The sequence below is a fragment of the Nocardia testacea NBRC 100365 genome (assembly GCF_000308775.1).
GTDB classification, from domain to species: domain Bacteria; phylum Actinomycetota; class Actinomycetes; order Mycobacteriales; family Mycobacteriaceae; genus Nocardia; species Nocardia testacea.
Genome location: NZ_BAGJ01000086.1, coordinates 21,785 through 44,972, shown reverse-complemented (window position 1 = coordinate 44,972; position 23,188 = coordinate 21,785). Strand labels below are relative to the sequence as shown.

The window sequence follows — 23,188 nt, the reverse complement described above, 5'->3', positions numbered from 1 at the left end:
GATCAGCGCAATTCCGACAGGACCACGCTGCGCACGGTGGCGCCGTCGGGTGCGGTCCACGGTGCGATGACCTGACCCGAACGCAGGACCGGCTCCGAGCGGCCCAGCACGCGGTGCACCCGCAGCTGCCCCGCGGCAACGGTGATATCGGTGCCCACCGGGTTCTCCGCGGCCGACACCAGTGCCGAGCCCCGGGCGGGCAGGCCGGCGGCGGCGACCAGGACGCTCAGGTCGGGAGTATCGCTGTCGGTGGCGTGCTGGGCCCGCGCGCCGCCGGCCAGCAACGCCACCATCCGGTCGACAGCGACCGGATCCCGGGTGCCGTCGTAGATCCAGCGGGTGCCGAGCACCCCGTGCTCCGCGGTGCCGAGCAGGGCGTCCGCGTCGGTGCCGAACTCCGCATCGCGGTAACTCAAGGGCACGAAATAGGTGATCGGCTCGGCGCCTCCGGTATCGGTCACCATCAGGAACTCGATACCCACCGCACCGGCGGGGTCGTCGAGGCGGAACCCGCCCACCCGCTGTAGATCCTCCGTTCTGCCGGGACCCGAATACCACGGGCGGCTCGGGAGCCAGCGGCCGAGCAATTCCAACTTCGACGGTGCCATGGTCGTGCGGTGGATGAGAGCCATACCGGAGATTGTGCTACCTCAGACCGCGTCACCGGCGGATACCGGTGCCGAGGACGGCCGGGTTCCGCGTTCGGCGAGCAGATCGTCGAGCTGACGTTCGGCGCGTTCGGCACGTGCCAGAGTCTGGGTGCGGGCGTGCTCCAGGGCCTCTATCCGCTGAGTGGCCTCCGCGCGTGCCTTGTCCAGCCGGTCCTCCGCTTCGGCGCGCGCGGCCGCCAGCTCCGCCGCCGAGCTGCGCCGCAGCTCCGCCAGTTCGGCGCGGAGACTGTCGGTGTCCGTGCGTAGGCGTTGCAGCTCGGCCCGCATCTCCTGGGCGGTCTGAGCCCGTTCGGCGGCGGATTGTTCCGCACGTTCCAGGGCGCGTTCGATATCGGCGGCGCGCTGGACGGCCAGATCGCGTTCGGCTGCCGCGGCGGATTCACGCTGGGCGCATTCCCGGCGCAGCCGTTCGATCTCGGTGTCGGCGTCCCGCTGGGCGCGCGTGATCTCCTGATCGCACTGTTCGCGGAGATATTGCTGCTGCTGTTCGGATTCGGCGCGGGCGGTGCGGATCTCTTCCTCGGCCGCGCTGCGTGCCGCGAAGACATCGTCGGCGGCCCGGGCAGTGACCTTCTCGACCTCGCGGAGGGCATCGTCGCGGTCCCGTACCGCCGCGGCGGTACGGGTATCCGCTTCGGCGATGCGGTCTTCCGCGTCCTCGGCGGCCCGGGTCGCGTCCTCGGCGGCTTCCTCCGCGCGCAGGCGGGCGTCGTAGGCGTCGCGTCGCGACTGTTCGGCTGCGGCGGCGGCCATTTCGGCTTCGGCGATGCGGCGTGCCGCATCGGCTTGCACCGCCTGGACCTGGGCTTCGGCCGCGCCCGGGTCGGCGAGGGTGTTCATTTCGGCGACCGCGGCGGTCAGGGTCGCACCGAGTTGGTCGGCGAGGGTGCGGAATTGGGTGAGCAGTTCATCGGCACGGAGTCGTGCGGTGGTCACCGGACCCTTAGGTGTCACAGTGACGTTTTCTGTGGGTGTCTCCGCCTCCTGCTGAAGTCGTTGACGTTCGCGCCATGCGCGCCAACGGGTGTGGTCGGGAAGGTCGCAGTACTCCGAGGGCCGGCCGGGGCCGGTGGGCTTGGCGAGGGGGCGGGTGCAGCCGGGGTAGTTGCAGACAGTGGGCACCGGAGAATCGTAACGTTGTTTCGTTTGTCTCCTACGTATTTACACGAAACGAAACAGGATGGGTCGGCTAGGGGCCCTCGCAAGGCTCGAAATCTCTAACCTCCGATAAGTGAACATTATCGGTGGCTAGAGCTGTAGGCTGTGGCAAGATGGGCTGGCGTGCAATACGTTTCGTTACGTTGGCGCCAACCAAACGAATGATGTAACGCAATTACCAAGGGGCCCATAGTGACCGAATCCAACGCCGATCTTGCGCTACCCGACACCGTCCGCACCGAACTCCGGCGCGGCGTCACCAGCGTCCTCGTCGACACCGCCGCGCTACGGCAGGTCCGCGAACGCTTCGATGCCGAACAGGCCACAGCGCTCGGCCGCTACCTCACGGCCTCCCAATCCCCCAACACCCTGCGCGCCTACCGCACCGACTGGATCGCCTGGGCCGCCTGGTGCGCCACCGAGAACCGATGCGCCCTGCCCGCCGACCCGCTCGATATCGCCGTCTACCTCGCCGCCGCCGCGGACGCCCGCACACCCGACGGCCGCCACGCCTACAGTCCGGCCACACTGGAACGCAAATCCGCCGCCATCGCCGCCGTACACGCCGCCAACGGGCTGGCCGCGCCCACCCGCAGCGATGTCGTCCGGCTCACCCTGCGCGGTATCCGCCGCACCCGCCGCAGCCGGCCCGACCGCAAACGCCCGATCCTGCTGCACACCCTCGGCGAACTCCTCGACGGACTCCCCGAACCAGGCTGGCCCGGCGAACCGGCCCGCCGCCGGGACACACTGCTGCTGCTCCTCGGCTTCGCCGGGGCACTGCGCCGCAGCGAACTCGCCGGCCTGCGGATCGCCGATATCCATTTCGGCACCGACCACGGCACCGGGGAACCGCTGCTGCTGATCCACCTGCCCACCACCAAAACCGATCCCACCGGCATCACCGAACAACACGTCGCGCTTCCCCGCGGCCGGCAGGCACACACCTGCCCCGTCTGCGCGTGCGCCGACTGGATGCGCATGCTGGCCGTGCACACCGACAACCCGGCGAACCTGCGTCCGTGGGTCGAGCGACTCCCCGCGGCGGACCCGCGAATCCACCGCTGCCACGGCTACCGGTCCGATCCGCGGCTGCGACCGGAACAACCGCTGCTCCCCGCGATCAACCGGCACGGCGGACTCGGTGCCACCGCCCTGTCCGGTCGCGCGGTCGCCGAGATCGTCAAACGCTATGCGGCACGCGCGGGCCTGGACCCCGCACTGTTCTCCGGTCATTCCCTGCGCGCCGGATTCGCCACCCAGGCCGCCCTCGGCGGCGCCGCCGACCGCGAGATCATGCGGCAGGGCCGATGGAGCAACCCGCGCACCGTCCACCGCTACATCCGCACAGCCGATCCGCTCGCCGACAACGCGGTCACCAAACTCGGGCTCTGACAGCGGCCCGGCGAACAACGGAATCACCGTACCCTCACAGCCGAACTGTCCTTCCGGGCCAAACGCGCCGGCCAGCTCACCGCCAAGATGCGCTTTCAATCCGCCCAGCTCGACGCCTACCTCACCGACGGCCTGTGGCTCCGCAACGCTGCCCACGCCAACACGATGGCAGCCCGTCTGGGCACCGGGCTCGCGGCGATGCCCGGAGTCGAGCTTCTGCCCATGCCGGCCGACCTCCAGGCCGCCGAGAAAGCTCGGTCCCGGTGAGTTCGCATTCCCGGGGGCCGGGCGGTCCGTTGCCGCGCGGACTCCGGCAACGGACCGGGTGCCGATGACGGTGAGGTCTCGGTATGGCATCCGCCGATGTCGCGGGTGAGCATATCGGTCGGCGTCATGCGGGGGTCGCGTCCGATAACCGCGATATACCGTCCGAGCTGGGCTTTTCCCGCCAAATTTTCTCCGATCGTGCTCTCCGGTCCCGCGCTCGACTGTGCGAGGATATGAGCGCTCCACGAGTCAGTCCGTTTCAAACCCCCTTTGGAAGGATGCTCAGATGGCGCAAGACACCAGCACTGCCACCCGTTCCAGCAACGGAAGCAGTCAGCAGGAAATCCAGAGCCTGGACATGCTGCGCATGGGCCTGGACGAGATCCGGCAGGAATGCCAGAACGCGCGGCAATACGCGCAGCAGGCACAGAACATCGCTCGGCAGGTGCAGCAGCAGGCCCGCCAGGTCCAGCACCAGTCGCAGATCGCGCAGAACCAGGCCAACCAGGCCAACAACCAGGCGCAGCAGGCCCGCCAGCAGGCGATGCAGGCGCAGAACCAGGCGCAGCAGGCCCTGAGCGAGGCCGACCGGGCCCAGGCTCAGGCCCAGCAGGCCCAGAGCGAGGCCAACCAGGCCGCCCAGCGCTGTCAGTCGGCCCAGGACCAGTCGGACCAGGCCGCCCAGCTCGCGCAGCAGGCCGAGGACCAGTCCAGCCGCTCCCAGGATCGCGCCATGCAGTGGGAGCTGCAGTTCCACCAGGTCCGCCAGCAGATGCGTCAGTTCTAAAAGAGCCCGGCATCCGGCCGGGCGATCGCCCGGTATCCGGAGCCGGTCGAGACGGGGTCCGGTGAACATGCAGTTCACCGGATCCCGTACTCGTCTGCGGCGCACGCGCGTTCGTTTCGACCAGGTGGGTCAGCGCGTGGTGTAGGCACCCCCGTTGAGGTGAATGGTCTGGCCGGTGATGTGGCGGGCCTGCGGGGAGGCCAGGAATTCGACGAGGTCGGCCACATCGTCGGGACGCCCCGGGCGCTTGTCGTGTGTTGCCGCGATCAGCTGCGCACGACGTTCTTCGGTGAGTTTGCCTCGGAAGAAGTCGGTGTCCTCGATGTAGCCGGGTGAAACCACGTTCACCGTTGTTCCCCTCGGCGCCAACTCGGCCGAAAGTCCCGCCGACCAAGCGGCGAGGGCAGCCTTGGCCGCGCCGTAGGAGGCGGAGGCATACTCGGCGCCGATCGAGCCGACATTGATCAGCGCTCCTCCCGGACGAAGACGGTCACGCAGAGCGGAGGTGGTCAGCACCGCGGTGAGCAGATTCGCGGACAGGTTGGCCTGCCATTGCAGCGCGAGGTCTTGTAGCGACTCCGGGGCGGGGCCGACGAGATCGGTATTGCCGCCGGCCATGTTGACCAGTACGTCCACGCTGTCACCGAGTCGCGCGGCGAATGCCTCGACGCTCGCGGGGTCGCCGGCGTCGCATTCGATGCCGGTGACCCCGAGCTCGGCCGCCGTTTCCCGGACCCGTTCCGAACGACCGGTGATCACCACATCTTCTCCGGCTTCGGAGAAGCGTTGCGCCACTTTCCGTCCGAGGCCCCTGCTGCCACCCGTGATCACGATGGTTCTCGCCATCGGCGTCCTCCTTCGATTACATTTAGTGCTAAACATACATGAGGGAGTGAGAGCGATGTCGGCCGTAACGAGCGACGCGGTGCCCACGGCGGAGCAGATCGCCGCCGCCTGGGACCGTGAATTACCGGGTGCCCGCACCGAATCCATCGAGGTCATCACGCCGCTGTGGCGAGTGGCCAAGCTCTTGAGCGATGAGCGGCAGCGCACCCTGACCCGGCTCGGCGTCGATGAGTCCACTCTCGATCTGCTGAGCACACTGCGGCGCGCCGGCCCTCCTTACCAGCTCACCACCCGGCAGCTCACCGCCCGCAGTCTGGTCACCGCCGGTGCCATCTCACAGCGGCTGGCCCGCGCCGAGAGCGCGGGGCTGATCACCCGCGAGCCGACTGCCGCGTCTCGCCGGGGCGTCCTGGTCACCCTGACCGCTCCGGGGCACGAGCTGATCGAGCGGACGGTCCGCGAGCTGCTCGATCATGAAACCGCCCTCACCGACTGTTTGACCGCAGATCGCCGAGCCGCCCTCGTGGACGGGCTACGCCGCCTGGCAACGGCGGTACAACCAGGTCAACGACTCTGAGGCCACGGACGGCATCGCCGCGTCGGACAGCTGTGCCGCAGCGCCACCGATGCGGCGAGTGAGCCGCCTATCGCGAACCGGACGAGCATCGGATTACGAAAATCGCAATCGAACGAACTCACAGTTTCTATTTTGATAATCGTGGCGTGTCGCGACACGTGTTGTGGGTCATGAGGTCGGCGCCATCCCGGTGGTCGGTGGACCCGAGCGCCGAACGCCATCCGGCGCGGGATCCCTACCCTGTGGGCTCCACCCTTCCAGGTCTCGTCATGGGTATGACGGCGCAGCATCCGCACCGGGGGATTCAGACCATGACCGCGGGCACCGAGGTGATAAGACCACCGTCCACCAAGAGATCCTGGCCGTTGATGTAGGACGCTTCGTCCGAGGCCAGGAACGCGACCGCGGCCGCGATATCCGCCGCGGAACCCAACCGGGCGGCAGCCACCGACGAGACCGCGGCAGCCTGTGCCTCCGGCGACACCTCGGCGCGATACGAAGGAGTGTCGATATAGCCCGGGCTGATCGAATTGACCCGGATCCGGCGCGGAGCCAGCTCGGCGGCCAACGTCTGTGCCAGATTCCGGACCGCCGCTTTGGTCGCCGAGTACAGCGCCGCCGCCGGCACGCCGCGGTGCACCGCCCACGACGAGTTCACCACGATCGCACCATGGTCGGGAACCAGCGGCAGCGTCTTCTGGACGGTGAAGAAAACACCCTTGAAGTTCGTGGCGACCACCCGGTCGAAGTAGTCCTCGGCGATCTCGGGCACCGGGCGGAACGCGGCAGTCCCGGCGTTCGCGAATACCACGTCGAGCCGGCCGAAACGGGAACGTGCCGTCTCCACGAGCGCGTCGAGATCGGCCGGATCCGCGACATCGCCCCGTGCGGCGACCAGGCGGTCCCCGGCATCCAATTCCGCCACGGCAGCGTCCAGACCCGCCCGGTCGCGACCGGTGATGATCACCCGCGCGCCCTCGTCGAGCAGGCGGCGCGCGGTGGCCAGACCCATACCGCTGCTGCCGCCGGTGACGAGCGCGGTCCTACCGTCGAAACGAGAGCGAGCACTGGACATCGAGAAACCTTTCCCATGGAACGAATGGTTCGATGAACGTCGAACCGGGGCGGAACATTCCGGCTCCGGGTGCACCGCGCCACCGCCGGATCCGCTGGCCAAATCCCCCACCGGCTGCTAGACACCTGTATGGATGATTGTCCGTGTAACGCGGCCGGTACCCCAGATCGACGGAGGAAACACCCATGAGCACAGAACACACGGTCGCCGTCATCATCGGCGGCGCCTCCGGAATCGGCTGGGCCACCGCACAACTCATGACCGAACGCGGCGACACCGTCGTCATCGCCGACCTCGACGGCGACGCCGCCACCACCCGCGCCGCCGAACTCGGCGGCGCGACCAGCGCCCACCAGGTACAGGTCACCGACGAAACCAGCATGCGCACCCTCTGCGACACCGTCACCACACAACACGGACCCATCGACACCGTCGTCGACTGCGCCGGCATCTCCCGGTCCGGCACCCTCGCCGACCTCTCCCTCGCCGACTGGAAAGCCACGGTCGACGTCTGCCTGACCGGAGCATTCCTCACCGTCCGCGAAGCCGCCCGCACCCTGCGCGACAACGGATCAGTGGTACTCGTGGTCTCCCTCAACGGCCGACAGCCCGGAATCGGAATGGGCGCCTACTGCTCCGCCAAAGCCGGTGTCCTCATGCTCACCGAAGTCGCCGCCATGGAACTCGCACCCCGCGGTATCCGGGTCAACGCGGTCAACCCCGGATTCGTGCACACACCACTCACCCACGGCGCCACCCTCGTCCCCGGACTCGTCGAGGAATACATCGAGAACACCCCACTCGGGCGGGCGGGCACACCCGGCGATATCGCGCAGACGATCGGCTTCCTCACCTCCGCCGCGGCCGGCTGGATGACCGGCGCGGCCATCGACCTCAACGGCGGCGCCCACACCAAACGCTATCCGGACATCGTCGCGCGAATCGCGGACATGGCAAGCACCGCCGGCACACCGTAACCGGCCGAAACCCGGCACACCGGCGCATCAGCGACTCCCCGGCACCGTACAACCGAGTTCCACGAACCCGGCCGCCCCCGCCGCGGCGGAACTCCCACCGGCCAGGAACAGAGTGCGGGCCCGCTGATACCCACACTGCGCCGCCTCGAAAGCAGCCGCCACCGCAGGCAGCAACTCGACGTCGCCCTCCGCCAGAGCAGCGGCACGATCGACGATCGCGCCCGCCACCGGATCATCGGCCACCACTGTCCGAGCCGTCACCAGATGCTCCCGAGCCACCGGATCACCGGCCAGCACCGCGGACTCGGCACGTAACGCGAAATACCAGTGCCGCCACACCCACACGACCCGCTGATCCATCTCCCCCGGATCGGCCGCCAACCGCGACAGCGCCTCGCCCGCCCGGCCCTCATGCAACAACACCACCGCATCGAACACCGCGCGGTACACGGCCTGCTGCTCACACCTCACCCCGAGATCGGCGACCACCGTCAACCACTCCGCCCGCGCCGCCCCATCGCCGCGCAACCCATGGACCATCGCCACCGCGGCCGCCGCCGGAGCGAGCGTCGGAGCGTGCCCACGCCCGGACAGCGTCCACGCGTCGAAGAAACGGCCCGCCGCCGCGAGCACATCCGCCACCCGGCCCGCCAGCGCATCCGCGACCAGCAACCGCGACGTCGCGAAATCACCCCGCTCCGCCAGCAACGGCAACCCCCGCAACTGCTCACCCCACCGCCGGGCGCCCACGAGATCACCGACACCGAGACACGACTCGGCCGCCTCCGCGAGCGCGCTCACCCACTCCAGCGCACTCGCCGGCGTCACCGGCACCCCCGCCAGCGACTCCACCCGCCGCCGGGTCGTCGCGGCCGCCGCGAACGTATCACCGGCCCACAACTGCGCGGCCGCGAGTGCGTCCAGCGCCGCGCTGTACGCCGGCCGATCCCCGGTCCGCGACGCCAGCTCGACCGCACGCTCGGCCGCACCCAACGGCGCCACCACACCCGCCCCCGGATCGACGCGCCCCACAGCACCGATATCGGCGGGCACCCCGCACTCGGCCAGCGCCACCGCCGCTTCCGCGGCGGCGTCCCCACCGGCCAGCTCCCGTGCCTGCGACAACAACAACGCGGCCGCCTCCGTCGGCGGCGACTCGGCGAACGTATCCGACATCCGGTAGACGGTGATCGCGGCAGTCGCCAGATCCGTCGCCGCCGCGGCCGCGTCCCCGGCCTCCCGAGCGACCTCCGCGGCCGCCCGATACAGACGGAACATATCCACACCGTCCATCCGGCAACCGGCCGCCGCCGCAGCCGACCGGAATGCCGCTCTTGCCGCCGGCGGACCGGCGGCAAGAGCGGCGGCCTGCTCGTAGCGGCGCTGCGACTCACCGACCAGATTCCGGGCGAAAGCCAGCTCGGCCAGCGACAGCGCCAGGTCGTACGCGGACTGCCGGTGCGCGGACTGCTTTTCCGCCCACCCCAGCGCCGCGCGCATATCATCGGCCGCCGCGTCGAAACCGGCCCGCCACGCGCCCGTGGTCTCCGGCAACGCCGCCGCCAGGGCCGCACCGGTTTCCACACACCAGTGCAGATGGCGGGCGAGGACCTCGGTGAGCTCACCGGCCTCGTCCAGCTGCTCGGTCTCGTATTGCCGGATCGTCGTCAACACCCGGTACCGAGTACCGGCCGCGGCCATGACAGCGGTCAACAAACTCTGCTCGGTGAGCCGCGCCAGACCATCCGCGACCGCCGCCGGCGCCAACGACCCGTACCCGGCCACCCGGACGGCATCGGCCACGGTGAACGGCGCGACGAACACCGCCACCCGCCGTAGGAGGCAACGATCCGGCTCCGCCAGCAGCGCCTGACTCCAATCGAGCATCGCCCGCATCGACCGGTGCCGGTCGTCGGCGCGACGACCACCGACCAGCAGACGCAGCGGATCGGCCAGGCTCGCCGTGAGCCCGTCCAGACCGAGCGCGGGAAGCCGCGCGGCCGCCAGCTCGATCGCCAACGCCGAACCGTCCAGCCGCCGGCAGATCTCGGTGACGCGATCCAACTGTTCCGGCTCCACCGGCCAACCCAGCGCGGATGCTCGATCCAGGAACAGCGCCACCGCGTCCGACCCGCCCGCCGCGGACACCGCCGGCTCGCCCACCGACAGCGGGGGCACCACATACACCTGCTCGAACGGCACCACCAGCCGAGCACGGCTGGTGACGAGCACCGTCACGCGCGGGCACCGGGCCAGCAGCCGCTCGACGAACGGCGCCACGCCCTCCCGCAGATGCTCGCAATTGTCCAGCACGAGCAGCGTTTCCCGATCGGCGAGGGCGATGAGCACCGACTCGTCGAGACTCCGGCCCTGCTGCTCACCCAGCCCCAACGCCCGCGCCACGGCAGCGCCCGTCATCTCCGCATCGGTGACCGGGACCAGATCCACGAACCACACACCGTCGGCGAATTCCCCGCCCAGATCCGCGGCGACGGCCAGCGCCAGCCGGGTTTTGCCCACACCACCGGGCCCGAGCGCCGTCACCTCACGGTTCGCCACGACGGCCGCGCGCAGTGCGCTGCGTTCCCCGGCACGGCCGATGAACGACGTCAGCGGTGAAGGCAGCACCGAGGTGGTCCCGGACACGCGACCGGCCCGCCCGAAATCGGCGGCGCGGTCGGCCAGGGCCCGCCGGTCGGGGACCCCGACCTTTCGCAACAGCGAGGAGACATGGGTTTCCACGGTGCGTACCGAGATGAACAACTGTGCGGCGATCTCCGCGTTGCTGCGATGTTGCCCCACCAGGGCCAGGACTTCGGCCTCCCGCTCCGAGATCCCGCCGGCGACCTTCTGCTTCGACACGCCACCCATCTTCGCGCACGCTCCGTACCGCTACGCGGGCACGGCTACGTGCTCACTCCGTGGTGCGTTCCGTGGTCGGCACGGATGTGGTGGCTGCCGCCCGTCCATAACGTAATTGCCATGGACGCGCCCCGAACGGGCCGGCCGAGAAATCGCCGGTCGAGCACCGGCTTCCGTCCACCGACCCACCCACGAGGAGTGACCATGAGCGCCGAAGCCACCTTCGGGATCAAAACCGTCCTGCATCCCGTCTCCGATCTCGGGAAAGCCGAAGCGGTGTACACCGCGCTGCTCGGCACCGAGCCGCAGACCAAGGGCACGTACTACATCGGCTTCGACATCGCCGGCCAGCACATCGGCCTGGTTCCCGGCGGCGGGCCCCAGGGCATGACCGCACCGGTGGCGTACTGGCACGTACCCGATATCGAAACCACACTCGCCGAGGTCACCGCCGCGGGCGCTACGGTCCGCGAACCCCTCCGCGATGTCGGAGCGGGCCGCCTCGTCGCCACCGTCACCGATCTCGACGGCAATGTCCTCGGCCTCATCCAGGACCGCTGACCCGACCACCCGACACCACCACAGTCACCGACTCGACCATGTTCACGGAGGAATCGGAAATGACCGCACCGAAGAAGGCCACCCGCACCGCCACGAAGAACACCGCTTCCGTCGCGTTCTCCGCCGAGGAACGCGACGCGATGAAGGAACACGCTCAGGAACTGAAGACCGCGGCTCGCCGCGGCTCCCGCGCCACGAAGGCGGACGGCGAGCGCGACGTGCTCGCCAAGATCGCGGAGATGTCGGAGGACGACCGCGCCCTGGCCGAGCGGATCCACGCCCTCGTCAAAGCCAGTGCACCGGCGCTGTCCCCGAAGCTCTGGTACGGGATGCCCGCCTACGCCAAGGACGGCAAGGTCGTCTGCTTCTTCCAGAGCGCGGCGAAATTCAAAGCCCGCTACGCCACCCTCGGTTTCAACGACTCGGCGAAATTGGACGACGGGACCCTGTGGCCGACAGCCTTCGCGTTGACGAAGCTGACCCCGGCCGACGAGAACCGGATCGGGGAACTCCTCGCCAAATCATCGAGCTGAACCGGGCGGGCCTCGCGTCGTCGGCTGTGTGAGGGTCCAGACAACGGGAGGGGTCGGGTCGAGCGGGTGCTACATCACCCGCTCGACCCGACCCCTCCCTCTCTTGTTTTTTGGAGTGTGGTTGGAGGTGTCGAATGGACCATTTAGGGATGGAGTTATATAGTTAGATGCGCATATCTACGTATCATTCTTATTCAACGTTGCCGTGCATTGCCGGGCCGACTGTCCGAATACCCTGGCTACGCGCGCCTCGACTCGTTTCCCGGTTGATCACGTTCGGCGCGGACTGCCGCGCGCATGCGATCGTCTCCGAGTACTCCCCTACCCTGCCGTCCTCACCCCGGCCCGAGCCGGGGTGAGAGTCCTTCCCTGCGGACACACAGGCGGGGCCGCGGCGAGAACGGGTTCGCAGCGGACGTTACGGCTGGGCACTTTTCTTCCGGTCGTCGTACGCACGTCGCGCAGCCTCGACCTTGTCGAGGTTGACCGACCACTCGGCCAGGGTGGCGAACAGCGGCGCCAGGCTCCTGCCCAGATCGCTGATCTCGTACTCGACCCGCGGCGGGACCCCCGGGTAGTAGGTGCGCGCGATGAGGCCGTCCCGCTCGAGTTGTCGCAACCGCTGGGTCATGACCTTCGGCGTGATCGTGGTGATCCGCCGCTCGAGTTCCACGAACCGTTGCCGGCCGAATTCATTGAGGGTCCAGAGAATCGGCGTGGTCCACCGGCTGAAGACGATATCCACGACCGGCGCTATCGGGCAGGCGAGCTCGGGATCCACCTCGGCTGTGGTCTCGATCACAATAGTCTCACTTTCCCCTAGGTACCTACTAGCAACAGGAAAGTACCGTCGACTCATCCGAAAGACCAGTCGAGAACGGGAGTTACGCGATGATCGTGGTTACAGGAGCGACAGGGAACGTGGGCCGGCCCCTGGTGGAAACGTTGGCGGGCGCCGGGGAGCAGGTCACCGCCGTCTCACGCAAGCAAGCGGAAGTACCGGCCGGGGTCCGTTTCCGGCAGGCCGATCTGATCAACCCGGAGAGCATCGAGGACACGCTGCGTGGCGCGGAAGCGCTGTTCCTGCTCACCGCAGCGGATTTCCTGGCCGCCGGCGATATCGATGCCGTCGTCGACGTGGTACGCCGGGCCGGGGTGCGACGGGTCGTCCTGCTGTCGTCACAGGGGGTCGGTACCGGACGCCACTCCCCTCACCTGGAGCACGCGATCCGGCAGTCGGACCTGGACTGGACCGTGCTGCGGCCGGGCAACTTCGACTCCAATGCGCTGCAGTGGGCACACAGCGTCCGCACCCGCCGGGAGGTGGCCGCTCCTTTCGGCGATATCGGCCTTCCGGCCGTCGACCCCGCCGATATCGCCGCGGTGGCCGCCCTCGCCCTGCAGGAACCGGGGCATGAAGGAAATACGTACACACTCACCGGGCCCGTGGCGATCACCCCCCGCCGGCAGGCCGAGGCGATTGGCGACATCTTGGGCGAACCGGTCCGGTTCACCGAACTGAGCCGGGACCGGGCGCGCGAACAGATGGTGCAGTACATGCCCGAACCCGTGGTCGACGCGACACTCGGAGTACTCGGTACGCCCACAGAAGCCGAGCAGCAGGTCGCCCCCGATATCGAGCGACTGCTGGGGCGGCCCGCGCGCACCTTCGACGATTGGGCGGAGCGCAATATCGCCGCGTTCAGGTAGCGGAAGAGTGCGGCAGAGCGCAGGCGTCAGCGCTCTCGTTCCAGCCGGGCGAGCCGGGTGAGGGCGGGCAATGCGGCGACGAGTGCCCGGCGGTGCGCCGGGCTCAGCTCGGCGACCATCGAAGCCAGATAGCGGACCCGATCCTCGTGCCGCCTTGCCCGTACCTGCCGACCCGCCTCGGTGAGGTGCACGATCACGGCCCGGCCATCGGCAGGATCGCGGCGCCGCCGCACCAGCCCATCGCGCTCCAAGCGCGCGACGAGCTGGGTGATACCCGGCTGGGTCAGCTGCTCGGTCCCGGCCAGATCGGTCGGCCGCACCGGACCGCGGTGAGCCAGGGTGTCGAGCACCGACAAGGTGGTGAACGGCAACTTCTCGCGGACCGGAATGCGGATGTAGACCCGGTTGAAGTCCTCGATCGCGGCGGCGAAGGTGTCCACGTCGAAAGCGTCGCTGTCGTCCACCCGAACAGTGTAACCGGATTATATAAGTTGGTTAAATAACCAGGTTATATAAAATGTTGCACCGGCGTAGGAGGACAGAGTGAGCCATAGGACCCGCGATACCCGGGCGTTCCCCTTGACACCGATCGAAATCCACGTGCCGGACAGTGTGCTCATCGACCTGCGGCACCGCTTGGAGCTCACCCGCCTGCCCGACGATGTAGGCAACGAGGACTGGTACTACGGCGTGCCCCGCAGCTACCTCCAAGAGCTCGTCGACTACTGGCGCGACGGATACGACTGGCGCGCAGCGGAAGCGGAGATCAACCGCTACCGGCACTACGAGATCGTCATCGACGAGGTGCCGATACATTTTCTGCACAGACCCGGCGTCGGCCCGAACCCGACCCCCCTGATCCTCACCCATGGCTGGCCCTGGACATTCTGGCACTGGTCCAAGGTCATCGACATGCTGGCGGACCCGGCGACCCACGGCGGCGACCCGGCCGAGGCGTTCGACGTGATCGTGCCCTCGTTTCCCGGCTTCGGCTTCTCCGGTCCGCTGACCAACCGCCCGGATCTGAACTTCTGGAAGGTCGCCGACCTCTGGCATACGCTCATGACCGATGTGCTGGGCCACCGGAGATACGGTGCCGCCGGATGCGACGTGGGCGCGCTGGTCACCGCGCAACTGGGCCACAAGTACGCCGACGAACTGTATGCCATCCACATCGGATCCGGACTGAAGCTCACCCTGTTCAACGGCGACCGCGCCTGGGATTTCAGTGGCGGACAACCCATTCCCGACAACGCGCCGGCCGAGGTACGCGCACGTACCGTGGAACTGGACCAGCGTTTCGCTGTTCACCTGGCCGCGCATCTCCTCGCCCCCAGCACGCTCTCCCACGCCCTGTCCGATTCCCCGGCGGGCATGCTGGCATGGATCCTGGAACGCTGGGTCAAATGGAGCGATAACGGCGGCGATATCGAGACTGTGTTCAGTAGAGACGATCTACTCACGCACGCCACGATCTATTGGGCCACCAACACCATCGGCACCTCGCTACGCCTCTACGCCAACCACAACCGCTACCCCTGGACACCGTCCCACGACCGTCTCCCGGTCGTGCAGGCTCCCACCGGTATCACCTTCGTCGGGTACGAGAACCCACCCGGTATCAGCACCGACCAGCGCATCGAACACTTTCGCGCGAGCGACCGCGCCCGGTGGTACAACTACGTCAACCTCACCGTCCACGATCGCGGCGGCCACTTCATCCCGTGGGAGATCCCCGACCGATGGACCATCGATCTTCGCCGCACCTTTCGTGGGCGGCGCTGACCGGGGCGGCAGCCGGCGGGGAGCGGATCGGTGTACGTCGTCGGTGCGCTCGGCGCCGTGCTCACCATTCCCAATGGTCCGGCGTTCGGTCCCGACGCGCCACCCTGGTCGCGCCGATCACGATCGCCGGGCTGCCCACGGCAACCTTCGGAGCGTAGAACGCCGGTGACACGGCCGCCGACCCCGTCGCCGGGCGACCTGCCGCCGATGGGAGGCTCACCGCATGAATGTATCCGGACGCGGCGAGCTGATGATCACCCCGATCGACGACCGCCTGGTGCGGGGCGTACTCGAGCTCGAGCCGACCGCCCACGGCGTCCGGCCGCACCGGTTCCCTACGGCCGCGCGCCGCCGATTCGAGGACTCGTTCCTGACGATGGTCGAGGCCCAGCCCACCGGTGCGCGCGTAGTGTTCCGGACCCGGGCCACCGTCGTCGCACTGGATGCACTGCCCACCCGTGTCGCCTTCAGCAATGGGCTCGCGTTGCCACGAGGGGTGTTCGAGATGCTGGTGGACGGCCGACCGGCCGGCGCGGCGAGCATCCCCACCGGCGTCATGCACCGTATCGACGCCACCAGCGGAGCCATCTCGAAAGCGTCGGCGGCAGAATCCTGTTCCGCGCCGACGGCGACCCCGACGACCCCACCCGGCCGACACTGGCCCGCATGCGGACCGAACTCGCGCGCATCGTGGCACAGCGGGCGGTCGAGGATCCGAATCTGCACTACCTCGATGGAACGGCCCTGTACGGCACGGCGGATTACGCCGCGAGACCCCTCCCCGATCGGCTGCATCCCGATGCCGCCACCCATCTCCTCATCGGCGAACGCTTCGCCGATGGGGTCTTCGCGGAGCCGGGTCCCTTCGCCCGCTCTCGAGCCGGGGACATCCTCCCGAACGACGGCCGCCGAGACGGAACCCGATCATGCTATCCACCGGCCGAAACGTCACCCTGACGCTCGAGGGAGTCGCTGTAGTTCGGCCGGACCTCGGTCCGATTCCGCGTCGGCGGTCATGCTGTCGGGGCTCGCATCGTCCCCGGGAGCCGGGCGGCATCGCCGAACTCGGCGACCCGACAACCTGCACCTCGATTGCGCCTGGGCCCGGTCCGGGACGGCTTGGCGATCGTGTGCCCCGACGCGCCGCCCGGTGGGTTTCCTGACGTCCTCCGAGCCGGGAGCAGATCGTGGTCTCGCAGGAAGGGCGAACCATTGCCGACGGCGGGAGCCTCGCACCCGAGCGACGAGGCTGCCAAACCCGGTCGCCGAGAGATAAGCTCTGAAGGGTGACTGAAGGCGATGACGCGTCGCCGGATTCCCGACTGGAGATCGCTCATCGGATGGCCGGCGACGTCGCGGTCGTGGCGGTGAGCGGGAAGGTCGATCACGCGACCGCCCACCAGTTGCTGCAGGCGGTGCGGACAGCATTGGACCACACCCGCGGCGGGTTCTGTGTCCTGGATCTGACCACTGTGCAATTCCTGGGCGGCCACGGCCTCAGCGCCCTACTGAAAGCCGCCAGGGCTGCCGACGACCGCCGACATCCTCTGCGTATCGCCGTCGACCACAACCGGCCTGTGATTCGCCCGCTCGAGATCACCGGGCTGGAGGAGTTCCTTGCGCTCTACCACAGCGTCGAGGAGGCGCTACAGGCGTGAACACGCGGTATGTCCGGCCACCGGCCGAGCCGTCTGTGTGTCCGGCGTCGCACAGGTCGCGTGATCGGCTGCTCGGGGCAGTGGCGATACTGGGGTGGTGATCGAGAAGAATCTATGACCGACCAGCCGAGTCCCGGCCCTGCATCGCAGCGTGTGGGTGGGTTCCGGTTTTATGCCGACGGGCAGCGCTGGGAGTGGTCCGACGAGGTCGCTGCCTTGCACGGCTACCGCCCCGGCGAGGTGGAACTGACCGTCGAGCTGCTGTTGAAGCATAAACACCCCGATGATCGGGATCAGGTCGCCGACGTGCTGAGGGCGGTCGTGGAGGCCGGTCGGCCCTACTGTTCGCGGCACCGCATTCTCGATACCGACGGTGCCGAGCACCATGTCCTGGTGGTGAGCGATCAGATGCGCGACGGGTCCGGCGCCTCGATCGGCACCATGGGCTTCTACATCGATGTCTCCGACACCGCGGCGAGCATCCGCACCCAGGTGATCGACGAGGCGATGCCCGAGATCGTGGAGGCACGGTCGGTGATCGAACAGGCCAAGGGTGCGGTGATGGCCATGTATGCGATCCCGGCCGAGAAAGCGTTCGATGTGCTGGTGTGGCGGTCGCAGGAAACCAACACCAAGCTGCGGGTCCTGGCCGAGAAGCTCGTCGACGGCCTCATCGAGTTCGGTGGCGTGGCAGTGCAGACCCGCACCCGCTTCGACCACCTGCTCCTCACGGCGCACGAACTCCCCGACCGCATGACCGGATAGGGACTCCGATCAGTCCGAGCGGCTGTTCATGGCGCTCCGGCAACTGCATGTAGCGGTAACTCGTCGGGTTCGGTCGATAAATATTTTAATGCGTATATCTATATATCTAACTATTACAGGCGGGGTCGGGTGTAGGGCCACACACCGGGAACACCGACGGTTCGGCAACTCGGCCGGGCCGATGCGATTCGTCCGTTCGGCCACGACGAGCCGCACCCTGTGGTGAGGCCTGTCCCCCACTTCCGTCGGCCCCGCATCGCCTGGAGGGGATCCGAACGGTTCGGCCCGAATCCAGTGCTGCGCCGTTACTCTGGGGCGAGCGCCGCGAGACGAACAGAGGACAGGAGACCGATCCGATGGGCCCGGTGAACCGTCGCCGATTTCTCACCACCAGCGCGGTAGCCGCCGGCGCTGTCGTCCTGGGAACCGGACGAGCCGGCGCGCGCCCCGCTCCCCCGGTCGAGGTCGCGCCGTTGGGTGAGGACTTCCTGTGGGGTGTCGCGTCCTCGGGCTTTCAGTCCGAAGGGCATGCACCGGACAGCAACTGGACCCGGTATATCGCAGCCGGGAAAACCGAGGACCCGTACCTCGACTCGGTCGATTTCTACTCGCGCTACCGGTCCGATATCGACTTGGCCCGACAGCTCGGTGTCCGCGCCTACCGGATCGGGATCGAATGGGCCCGGGTGCAACCGCGCCCGGACGAATGGGACGAGGCCGGATTCCGGTTCTACGACGAGGTGATCACGGCCATTCACGGGGCGGGGATGCGTCCCGTGCTCACCCTCGATCATTGGGTCTATCCGGGCTGGCAGGTCGATCGGGGTGGGTGGCGGCGCGCCGGGATGGTCGAGGACTGGCTGACCAACGCTCACCGGGTCGTCGACCGATACGCCGAATACGAACCGTTGTGGATCACCTTCAACGAACCGGCCGCCTACCTGATGAACGAGGTACGCCACGGCGGGATCGGTGTCACGGATATCCCGGCAATGCAGGACCGGCTGGCCGACTCCCACAATGCGATCTACGACCACATCCACCGTGTGCAACCGGAGGCGATGGTCAGCAGCAATGTCGCGTATATCCCCACCGCCGAAGACGCCGTGAACGGCGCGTTCATCGGCCGCGTCGGCGCGAAACTGGACTACATCGGGATCGACTACTACTACGGGTTCTCCCCCGCCGACGTCCTCGCCCGCATCCCGGACCCCGGCAAACTGTGGAGCCTGCCACTGCAATCGGAGGGGATCTACTACGCGCTCGACCACTATGCCCGGCGGTTCCCGGGCAAACCCCTCTACATCGTGGAGAACGGGATGCCGACGGAGAACGGCCGCCCGCGGGCGGACGGCTACACCCGCGCCGATCTCCTGCGCGACACCGTCTACTGGCTACAGCGCGCGGCGGCCGACGGCATGAACGTGATGGGGTACAACTACTGGAGCCTCACCGACAACTACGAATGGGGTTCCTACACCCCGAGGTTCGGGCTGTACACCGTCGATGTGCTCGGCGATCCCTCCCTGACCCGCCTTCCCACCGATGCCGTGGACGCCTATGCGGCCATCACCCGGCGCGGCGGAGTCCCCGGCGATTATCGGCCGACCCGGGCGCCGGCCACCTGTTCGATCGTGGACGGGCTCGGCAGCTGCACCGACCAGGTCACCGTCCCGCGCTGAACCACGCCGGGCATTTCACCCCGCCCCGCCCCGAACCCCGGCGTGGTGGTGTGACCCGTTCGGCCCGGACCGGTGCGATGCCGGACCGGGCCGCGCGTGCGAGACTGGCCGGGTGAACGGGGAGAAGGAAGTCCGCGCCGACCGCACTCGCTCCACCGATGCCAGGCGGCCTCCCGACCGGGGGGACGTGTTCGGGTCCGGCATGTGGTGGCTGGCCAAATGGGCGGCGTGCGTCGTCGCCATCGCGGCCGGGGCCTGGGTGCTGGGATTCCTGGCGGCCAGGCTGTGGGTGGTCCTGCTGCCGGTGCTGCTCGCGATCGTGGTCTCCACGGTGCTCTGGCCGCCCACCCGTCTGCTGGTCAAAGCCGGGTTGCCGCCGGCCGCGGCCGCCTCGCTCACGCTGATCGGGTTCATCGGCGTGCTGGCGGGCGGGATCGCGTTGATCGTGCCCTCGGTGGTGGATCAGGTACCCGAACTCTCCGACAAGGCCACCACGGGTATCAACACGGTCCGGGACTGGCTGCAGGGCCCGCCGCTCAACATCCGGGACGAACAGCTGAACTCGGCGGTCGACGCGGTGGTGTCGCGATTGCAGTCCAGTGCCGAGCAGATCGCCTCCGGTGTCTTCACCGGGGTCAGCACCGCCACCTCCGTCCTGGTGACCATCTTCCTGGTGCTGATCCTCAGCTTCTTCTTCGTCAAGGACGGGCCCAAATTCGTCCCGTGGATGCACAAGTTCACCGGCGGCCGCAGCGGCCGGCATTTCGAAGAGGTGCTGGTGCGGGTCTGGGATGTGCTCGGCGGGTTCATCCGCACCCAGGCACTGGTCAGCTTTATCGACGCGTTCTTCATCGGGCTCGGGCTGGTGCTGCTCGGCGTACCGCTGTGGGGTGTGCTCACCGCCCTGACCTTCCTCGGCGGTTTCATCCCCATGGTGGGCGCGTTCGTCGCCGGTGCGCTGGCGGTGCTGGTGGCGCTGGTCGGCAACGGGTTCACCACCGCGCTCATCGTGCTGGTCATCATCATCGCGGTCCAGCAGCTCGAGGGCAATGTGCTGCAGCCGGTGCTGCAGAGCCGCACCATGAAACTGCATGCGGTCGTGGTGCTGCTGGCGGTCACCGGGGGCGGCACCTTGTACGGCATCACGGGGGCGTTCCTGGCGGTGCCGGTGGTCGCCGTGGTGGCGGTGGTGGTCCGCTACATCAGCGAACAGATCGATGTGGCCGTGGCCGAGGCGAATCCGGCCGAGGACCCGGGAGCAGATCCCGCGCCACCCGGGGTGGACACCGAAAAGCCGGCCGAAGCCGGCCGGTAGCGCCGGGCTCGAGCGGCTCCGAGCTTCACACGACGCCGAGCAGGGCTTCCAGCCCGGCGATATGGGCTTCGAAGACCTGCGCGCGGTCGGTGAAGGTGTCCGCGCCGTACATATCGAAGACATCGAAACTCACCGCGCCGAACAGCGCGCACCAGACGGTGAGCCCGCGCGCGAGCACCCAGTCCGGGACCTCGAGCCCGAATTCGGCCCGGATCCGGACGAAATCGTCGGCCAGCGGTCCGGCGAGCGGCGGTCGGTGACCGGCCGGGGGCACGAGCAGTCCGCGGCGGTGGGCCGCGGCGAAGAGCCCCATCAGTGTCACGATCACCCGGGTACCCGGGGTGACCGTGCGATCCGCCGGGGCGGCGTATCCGGGGACCGGCGTACCGAACAGCAGGCCGTACCAGGCCGGTTCGGCGAGCGCCCAGGCGCGGATGGCGCGCGCGGTGACCCGGAACCGCTCGATCGGATCGTCGGGTGCGGCGGCGAGCGCGGCATCCACGGCATCGCCCAGCGCGTCGTAACCGTCGACGACCAGCAGGGTCAGCAGTTCATCCCGGCTGCGGACATAGCGGTAGACCGCCGAGGAGACCACTCCCAGGTCGCGGGCCACCGCGCGTAACGACAGGGCGGCCGCGCCGTCGGTGGCAAGATGTTCGCGCGCGATCCGCTTGATATCGATCATCGTCTGGGCCCGGGCCCGGGCGCGGGGAGTGGTCATATGACCACCCTGGCCAATTCAGAGAGCACTGTCAACAGTAGTGAGCATTGCTCCACTTCCATTGTGTTAATGTTACCGCAAGTCACTGCTGACCAACCGAACCCAAGGAGAAGTCCCATGTCCGAGGCGGCCACGGATTTCGATGTCCTCATCGTCGGCTCCGGGTTCGGTGGCAGTGTCACCGCCCTGCGGCTGATCGAGAAGGGCTATACCGTCGGCGTCCTGGAGGCCGGCCGCCGCTACGCCGACGACGAGCTACCCAAGACCAGCTGGGATCTGCGCAAATTCTTGTGGGCGCCCAAACTCGGTTGCTACGGCATCCAGCGCATCCACCCCCTGCGCAATGTGCTCATTCTGGGTGGCGCCGGGGTCGGCGGCGGATCACTCAATTACGCCAACACCCTCTATGTACCGCCGGAGCCGTTCTTCCAGGACCCGCAGTGGCGCGATATCACCGACTGGCGCGGCGAACTCACGCCCTACTACGAGCAGGCGAAACGCATGCTCGGCGTGGTACAGAACCCACATATGACCCCGGCCGACGAAGTCTTCAAACAGGTCGCCGAGGATATGGGCGTCGGCGACACCTTCGTCCGCACGCCCGTCGGCGTGTTCTTCGGTGAACCCGGCGAAACCGTAGCGGATCCCTATTTCGGCGGGGTCGGCCCGGCCCGTACCGGATGCCTCGAATGCGGCGACTGCATGGTCGGATGCAAGTTCGGCGCGAAGAACACCCTCGTCAAGAACTACCTGTATCTGGCCGAACGCGCCGGGGCGCAGGTGGTGCCGATGACGACAGTGACCGAACTGCGGCCGCAGCCCGACGGAAGCTGGGTGGTCTCGGCACAGCGCACCGGCGCCTGGGTGCGCAAGCAGCGCACCACTTATACCGCCCGCCAGGTCGTGGTCGCCGCCGGCACGCTCGGCACCCAGCGGCTGCTGCACGACATGCGGGACCGCCGGATACTCCCCGAGTTGTCCGACCGGCTCGGCCTGCTCACCCGCACCAACTCCGAATCGATCGTCGGCGCCGCCACCAAGAAGCTCGCGCCGGGCCAGGACTTCACCCGGGGCGTCGCGATCACCTCGTCGATCCACCCCACCCCCGACACCCATATCGAGCCGGTGCGTTACGGCCGGGGGTCCAATGCGATGGGCTTGCTGCAGACGCTGATGGTCGACGGTGGCGGCCGGGTACCACGCTGGCTGCGCTTCCTGGGCACCGCTCTGCGTCACCCTCTGCTGTTACTCAGCTTCCTGAGCGTCCGCAACTGGAGCGAGCGGACCATTATCTCGCTGGTGATGCAGCATCTGGACAATTCCATCACCACCTACACCACCCGTGGGCTCTTCGGCCGGAAGCTGACCAGCAAACAGGGCCACGGCCGGCCGAACCCTACCTGGATCCCGGCGGGCAACGAAGCCACCCGCCGGGTCGCCGAGCATATCGGCGGCACCGCGGGCGGCACCTGGGGGGAAGTATTCAATATCCCGCTCACCGCGCATTTCCTCGGCGGCGCCGCGATCGGTGCCGACCGTGACACCGGGGTGATCGACGCCTACCACCGAGTCTTCGGCTATCCGACCCTGAGCGTGGTGGACGGCGCCGCGGTCTCGGCGAACCTCGGGGTCAATCCGTCCCTGACCATCACCGCGCAGGCCGAGCGCGCCGCCGCGTACTGGCCGAACAAGGGTGAACAGGATCCCCGGCCCGCGCAGGACGCGCCCTACCGCCGGATCGCTCCGGTGGCGCCGAAATCCCCGGTGGTCCCCGACTCGGCGCCGGGCGCACTGCGGTTGCCGATCACGCCGGTGACCGATCCGGCGGCGAGCTGAGCCGGCG

At 68.2% G+C, this 23,188-nt stretch carries 23 protein-coding genes; 15 read left to right on the top strand and 8 right to left on the bottom strand.

Annotation, left to right across the window (positions count from 1 at the left end; translation table 11 throughout):
- Window positions 1-2: 2 nt before the first annotated feature.
- Together ON38_RS10975 and ON38_RS10970 are read right to left on the bottom strand one after the other, a co-directional pair.
- Window positions 3-632 (bottom strand): maltokinase N-terminal cap-like domain-containing protein, encoded by a 630-nt coding sequence (locus ON38_RS10975; RefSeq protein ID WP_039824528.1) that lies wholly within the window; start codon window positions 630-632, stop codon window positions 3-5.
- An 18-nt stretch (window positions 633-650) separates the two neighbouring features.
- Window positions 651-1,793 carry a coiled-coil domain-containing protein gene (locus ON38_RS10970; protein WP_245563997.1) on the bottom strand — a complete coding sequence of 381 codons (1,143 nt, stop codon included), beginning with the start codon at window positions 1,791-1,793 and terminating at the stop codon, window positions 651-653.
- 228 nt (window positions 1,794-2,021) lie between these two features.
- On the opposite strand from ON38_RS10970, the gene ON38_RS10965 reads away from it, so the two are divergent.
- The 3 genes from ON38_RS10965 to ON38_RS10955 all read left to right on the top strand — a co-directional run bounded on the left by ON38_RS10965 (window position 2,022) and on the right by ON38_RS10955 (window position 4,278).
- Window positions 2,022-3,224, top strand: a complete 1,203-nt coding sequence (locus tag ON38_RS10965) for a tyrosine-type recombinase/integrase (RefSeq protein WP_039824524.1) — start codon at window positions 2,022-2,024, stop codon at window positions 3,222-3,224.
- Between the two features lie 87 nt (window positions 3,225-3,311).
- Entirely contained in the window at window positions 3,312-3,491 is a 180-nt protein-coding gene (locus ON38_RS35955; RefSeq protein WP_039824522.1) for a hypothetical protein, read from the top strand.
- A 286-nt stretch (window positions 3,492-3,777) separates the two neighbouring features.
- Window positions 3,778-4,278 carry a hypothetical protein gene (locus ON38_RS10955; RefSeq protein WP_051164593.1) on the top strand — a complete coding sequence of 167 codons (501 nt, stop codon included), beginning with the start codon at window positions 3,778-3,780 and terminating at the stop codon, window positions 4,276-4,278.
- 129 nt (window positions 4,279-4,407) lie between these two features.
- Here the strand turns inward: ON38_RS10955 and ON38_RS10950 are convergent, their stop codons facing one another.
- Window positions 4,408-5,124, bottom strand: a complete 717-nt coding sequence (locus ON38_RS10950; RefSeq protein WP_039824521.1) for an SDR family NAD(P)-dependent oxidoreductase — start codon at window positions 5,122-5,124, stop codon at window positions 4,408-4,410.
- A 55-nt stretch (window positions 5,125-5,179) separates the two neighbouring features.
- On the opposite strand from ON38_RS10950, the gene ON38_RS10945 reads away from it, so the two are divergent.
- Window positions 5,180-5,701: a MarR family winged helix-turn-helix transcriptional regulator gene (locus ON38_RS10945; RefSeq protein ID WP_039824590.1), complete on the top strand. Its 522-nt coding sequence runs from the start codon at window positions 5,180-5,182 to the stop codon at window positions 5,699-5,701.
- Between the two features lie 304 nt (window positions 5,702-6,005).
- On the opposite strand, the gene ON38_RS10940 is transcribed toward ON38_RS10945, so the two are convergent.
- Window positions 6,006-6,776 (bottom strand): SDR family NAD(P)-dependent oxidoreductase, encoded by a 771-nt coding sequence (locus ON38_RS10940; RefSeq protein WP_039824520.1) that lies wholly within the window; start codon window positions 6,774-6,776, stop codon window positions 6,006-6,008.
- A 185-nt stretch (window positions 6,777-6,961) separates the two neighbouring features.
- Between ON38_RS10940 and ON38_RS10935 the strand changes: the two genes are divergently transcribed.
- Window positions 6,962-7,753 carry an SDR family NAD(P)-dependent oxidoreductase gene (locus tag ON38_RS10935; protein WP_039824518.1) on the top strand — a complete coding sequence of 264 codons (792 nt, stop codon included), beginning with the start codon at window positions 6,962-6,964 and terminating at the stop codon, window positions 7,751-7,753.
- A 27-nt stretch (window positions 7,754-7,780) separates the two neighbouring features.
- Here the strand turns inward: ON38_RS10935 and ON38_RS10930 are convergent, their stop codons facing one another.
- Entirely contained in the window at window positions 7,781-10,615 is a 2,835-nt protein-coding gene (locus ON38_RS10930; protein WP_245563996.1) for an ATP-binding protein, read from the bottom strand.
- A 204-nt stretch (window positions 10,616-10,819) separates the two neighbouring features.
- Between ON38_RS10930 and ON38_RS10925 the strand changes: the two genes are divergently transcribed.
- Both ON38_RS10925 and ON38_RS10920 read left to right on the top strand, forming a co-directional pair.
- Window positions 10,820-11,176: a VOC family protein gene (locus ON38_RS10925; protein ID WP_039824516.1), complete on the top strand. Its 357-nt coding sequence runs from the start codon at window positions 10,820-10,822 to the stop codon at window positions 11,174-11,176.
- Between the two features lie 59 nt (window positions 11,177-11,235).
- Window positions 11,236-11,709, top strand: coding sequence for an iron chaperone (locus tag ON38_RS10920; protein ID WP_039824588.1), 474 nt, complete (start codon window positions 11,236-11,238; stop codon window positions 11,707-11,709).
- 418 nt (window positions 11,710-12,127) lie between these two features.
- On the opposite strand, the gene ON38_RS10915 is transcribed toward ON38_RS10920, so the two are convergent.
- Window positions 12,128-12,511 (bottom strand): winged helix-turn-helix transcriptional regulator, encoded by a 384-nt coding sequence (locus tag ON38_RS10915; protein WP_039824514.1) that lies wholly within the window; start codon window positions 12,509-12,511, stop codon window positions 12,128-12,130.
- An 89-nt stretch (window positions 12,512-12,600) separates the two neighbouring features.
- On the opposite strand from ON38_RS10915, the gene ON38_RS10910 reads away from it, so the two are divergent.
- Complete coding sequence (locus ON38_RS10910; RefSeq protein ID WP_039824512.1) at window positions 12,601-13,419, top strand: NAD(P)H-binding protein; 819 nt, start codon at window positions 12,601-12,603, stop codon at window positions 13,417-13,419.
- A gap of 26 nt (window positions 13,420-13,445) precedes the next feature.
- On the opposite strand, the gene ON38_RS10905 is transcribed toward ON38_RS10910, so the two are convergent.
- Window positions 13,446-13,883 carry a MarR family winged helix-turn-helix transcriptional regulator gene (locus ON38_RS10905; protein ID WP_039824510.1) on the bottom strand — a complete coding sequence of 146 codons (438 nt, stop codon included), beginning with the start codon at window positions 13,881-13,883 and terminating at the stop codon, window positions 13,446-13,448.
- Window positions 13,884-13,962: 79 nt separating this feature from the next.
- Here ON38_RS10905 and ON38_RS10900 point away from each other — a divergent pair, with 79 nt between their 5' ends.
- From ON38_RS10900 to ON38_RS10870, 6 genes are all read left to right on the top strand, one after another.
- Window positions 13,963-15,204, top strand: coding sequence for an epoxide hydrolase family protein (locus tag ON38_RS10900; RefSeq protein WP_083872526.1), 1,242 nt, complete (start codon window positions 13,963-13,965; stop codon window positions 15,202-15,204).
- A 666-nt stretch (window positions 15,205-15,870) separates the two neighbouring features.
- The gene (locus ON38_RS37030) at window positions 15,871-16,161 is read left to right on the top strand and encodes an SGNH/GDSL hydrolase family protein (protein ID WP_039824507.1); all 291 of its coding nucleotides are present in this window, start codon (window positions 15,871-15,873) and stop codon (window positions 16,159-16,161) included.
- A 329-nt stretch (window positions 16,162-16,490) separates the two neighbouring features.
- Window positions 16,491-16,862, top strand: coding sequence for an anti-sigma factor antagonist (locus ON38_RS10885; protein WP_157181728.1), 372 nt, complete (start codon window positions 16,491-16,493; stop codon window positions 16,860-16,862).
- A gap of 114 nt (window positions 16,863-16,976) precedes the next feature.
- Complete coding sequence (locus tag ON38_RS10880) at window positions 16,977-17,627, top strand: PAS and ANTAR domain-containing protein (protein WP_039824504.1); 651 nt, start codon at window positions 16,977-16,979, stop codon at window positions 17,625-17,627.
- Window positions 17,628-17,983: 356 nt separating this feature from the next.
- Window positions 17,984-19,309, top strand: a complete 1,326-nt coding sequence (locus tag ON38_RS10875; RefSeq protein WP_039824502.1) for a family 1 glycosylhydrolase — start codon at window positions 17,984-17,986, stop codon at window positions 19,307-19,309.
- 112 nt (window positions 19,310-19,421) lie between these two features.
- The gene (locus tag ON38_RS10870) at window positions 19,422-20,624 is read left to right on the top strand and encodes an AI-2E family transporter (protein WP_169333265.1); all 1,203 of its coding nucleotides are present in this window, start codon (window positions 19,422-19,424) and stop codon (window positions 20,622-20,624) included.
- A gap of 25 nt (window positions 20,625-20,649) precedes the next feature.
- Here the strand turns inward: ON38_RS10870 and ON38_RS10865 are convergent, their stop codons facing one another.
- Complete coding sequence (locus ON38_RS10865; RefSeq protein WP_039824498.1) at window positions 20,650-21,345, bottom strand: TetR/AcrR family transcriptional regulator; 696 nt, start codon at window positions 21,343-21,345, stop codon at window positions 20,650-20,652.
- A gap of 117 nt (window positions 21,346-21,462) precedes the next feature.
- On the opposite strand from ON38_RS10865, the gene ON38_RS10860 reads away from it, so the two are divergent.
- Window positions 21,463-23,181, top strand: coding sequence for a GMC family oxidoreductase N-terminal domain-containing protein (locus ON38_RS10860; RefSeq protein WP_039824496.1), 1,719 nt, complete (start codon window positions 21,463-21,465; stop codon window positions 23,179-23,181).
- The last annotated feature ends 7 nt before the right edge of the window (window positions 23,182-23,188 follow it).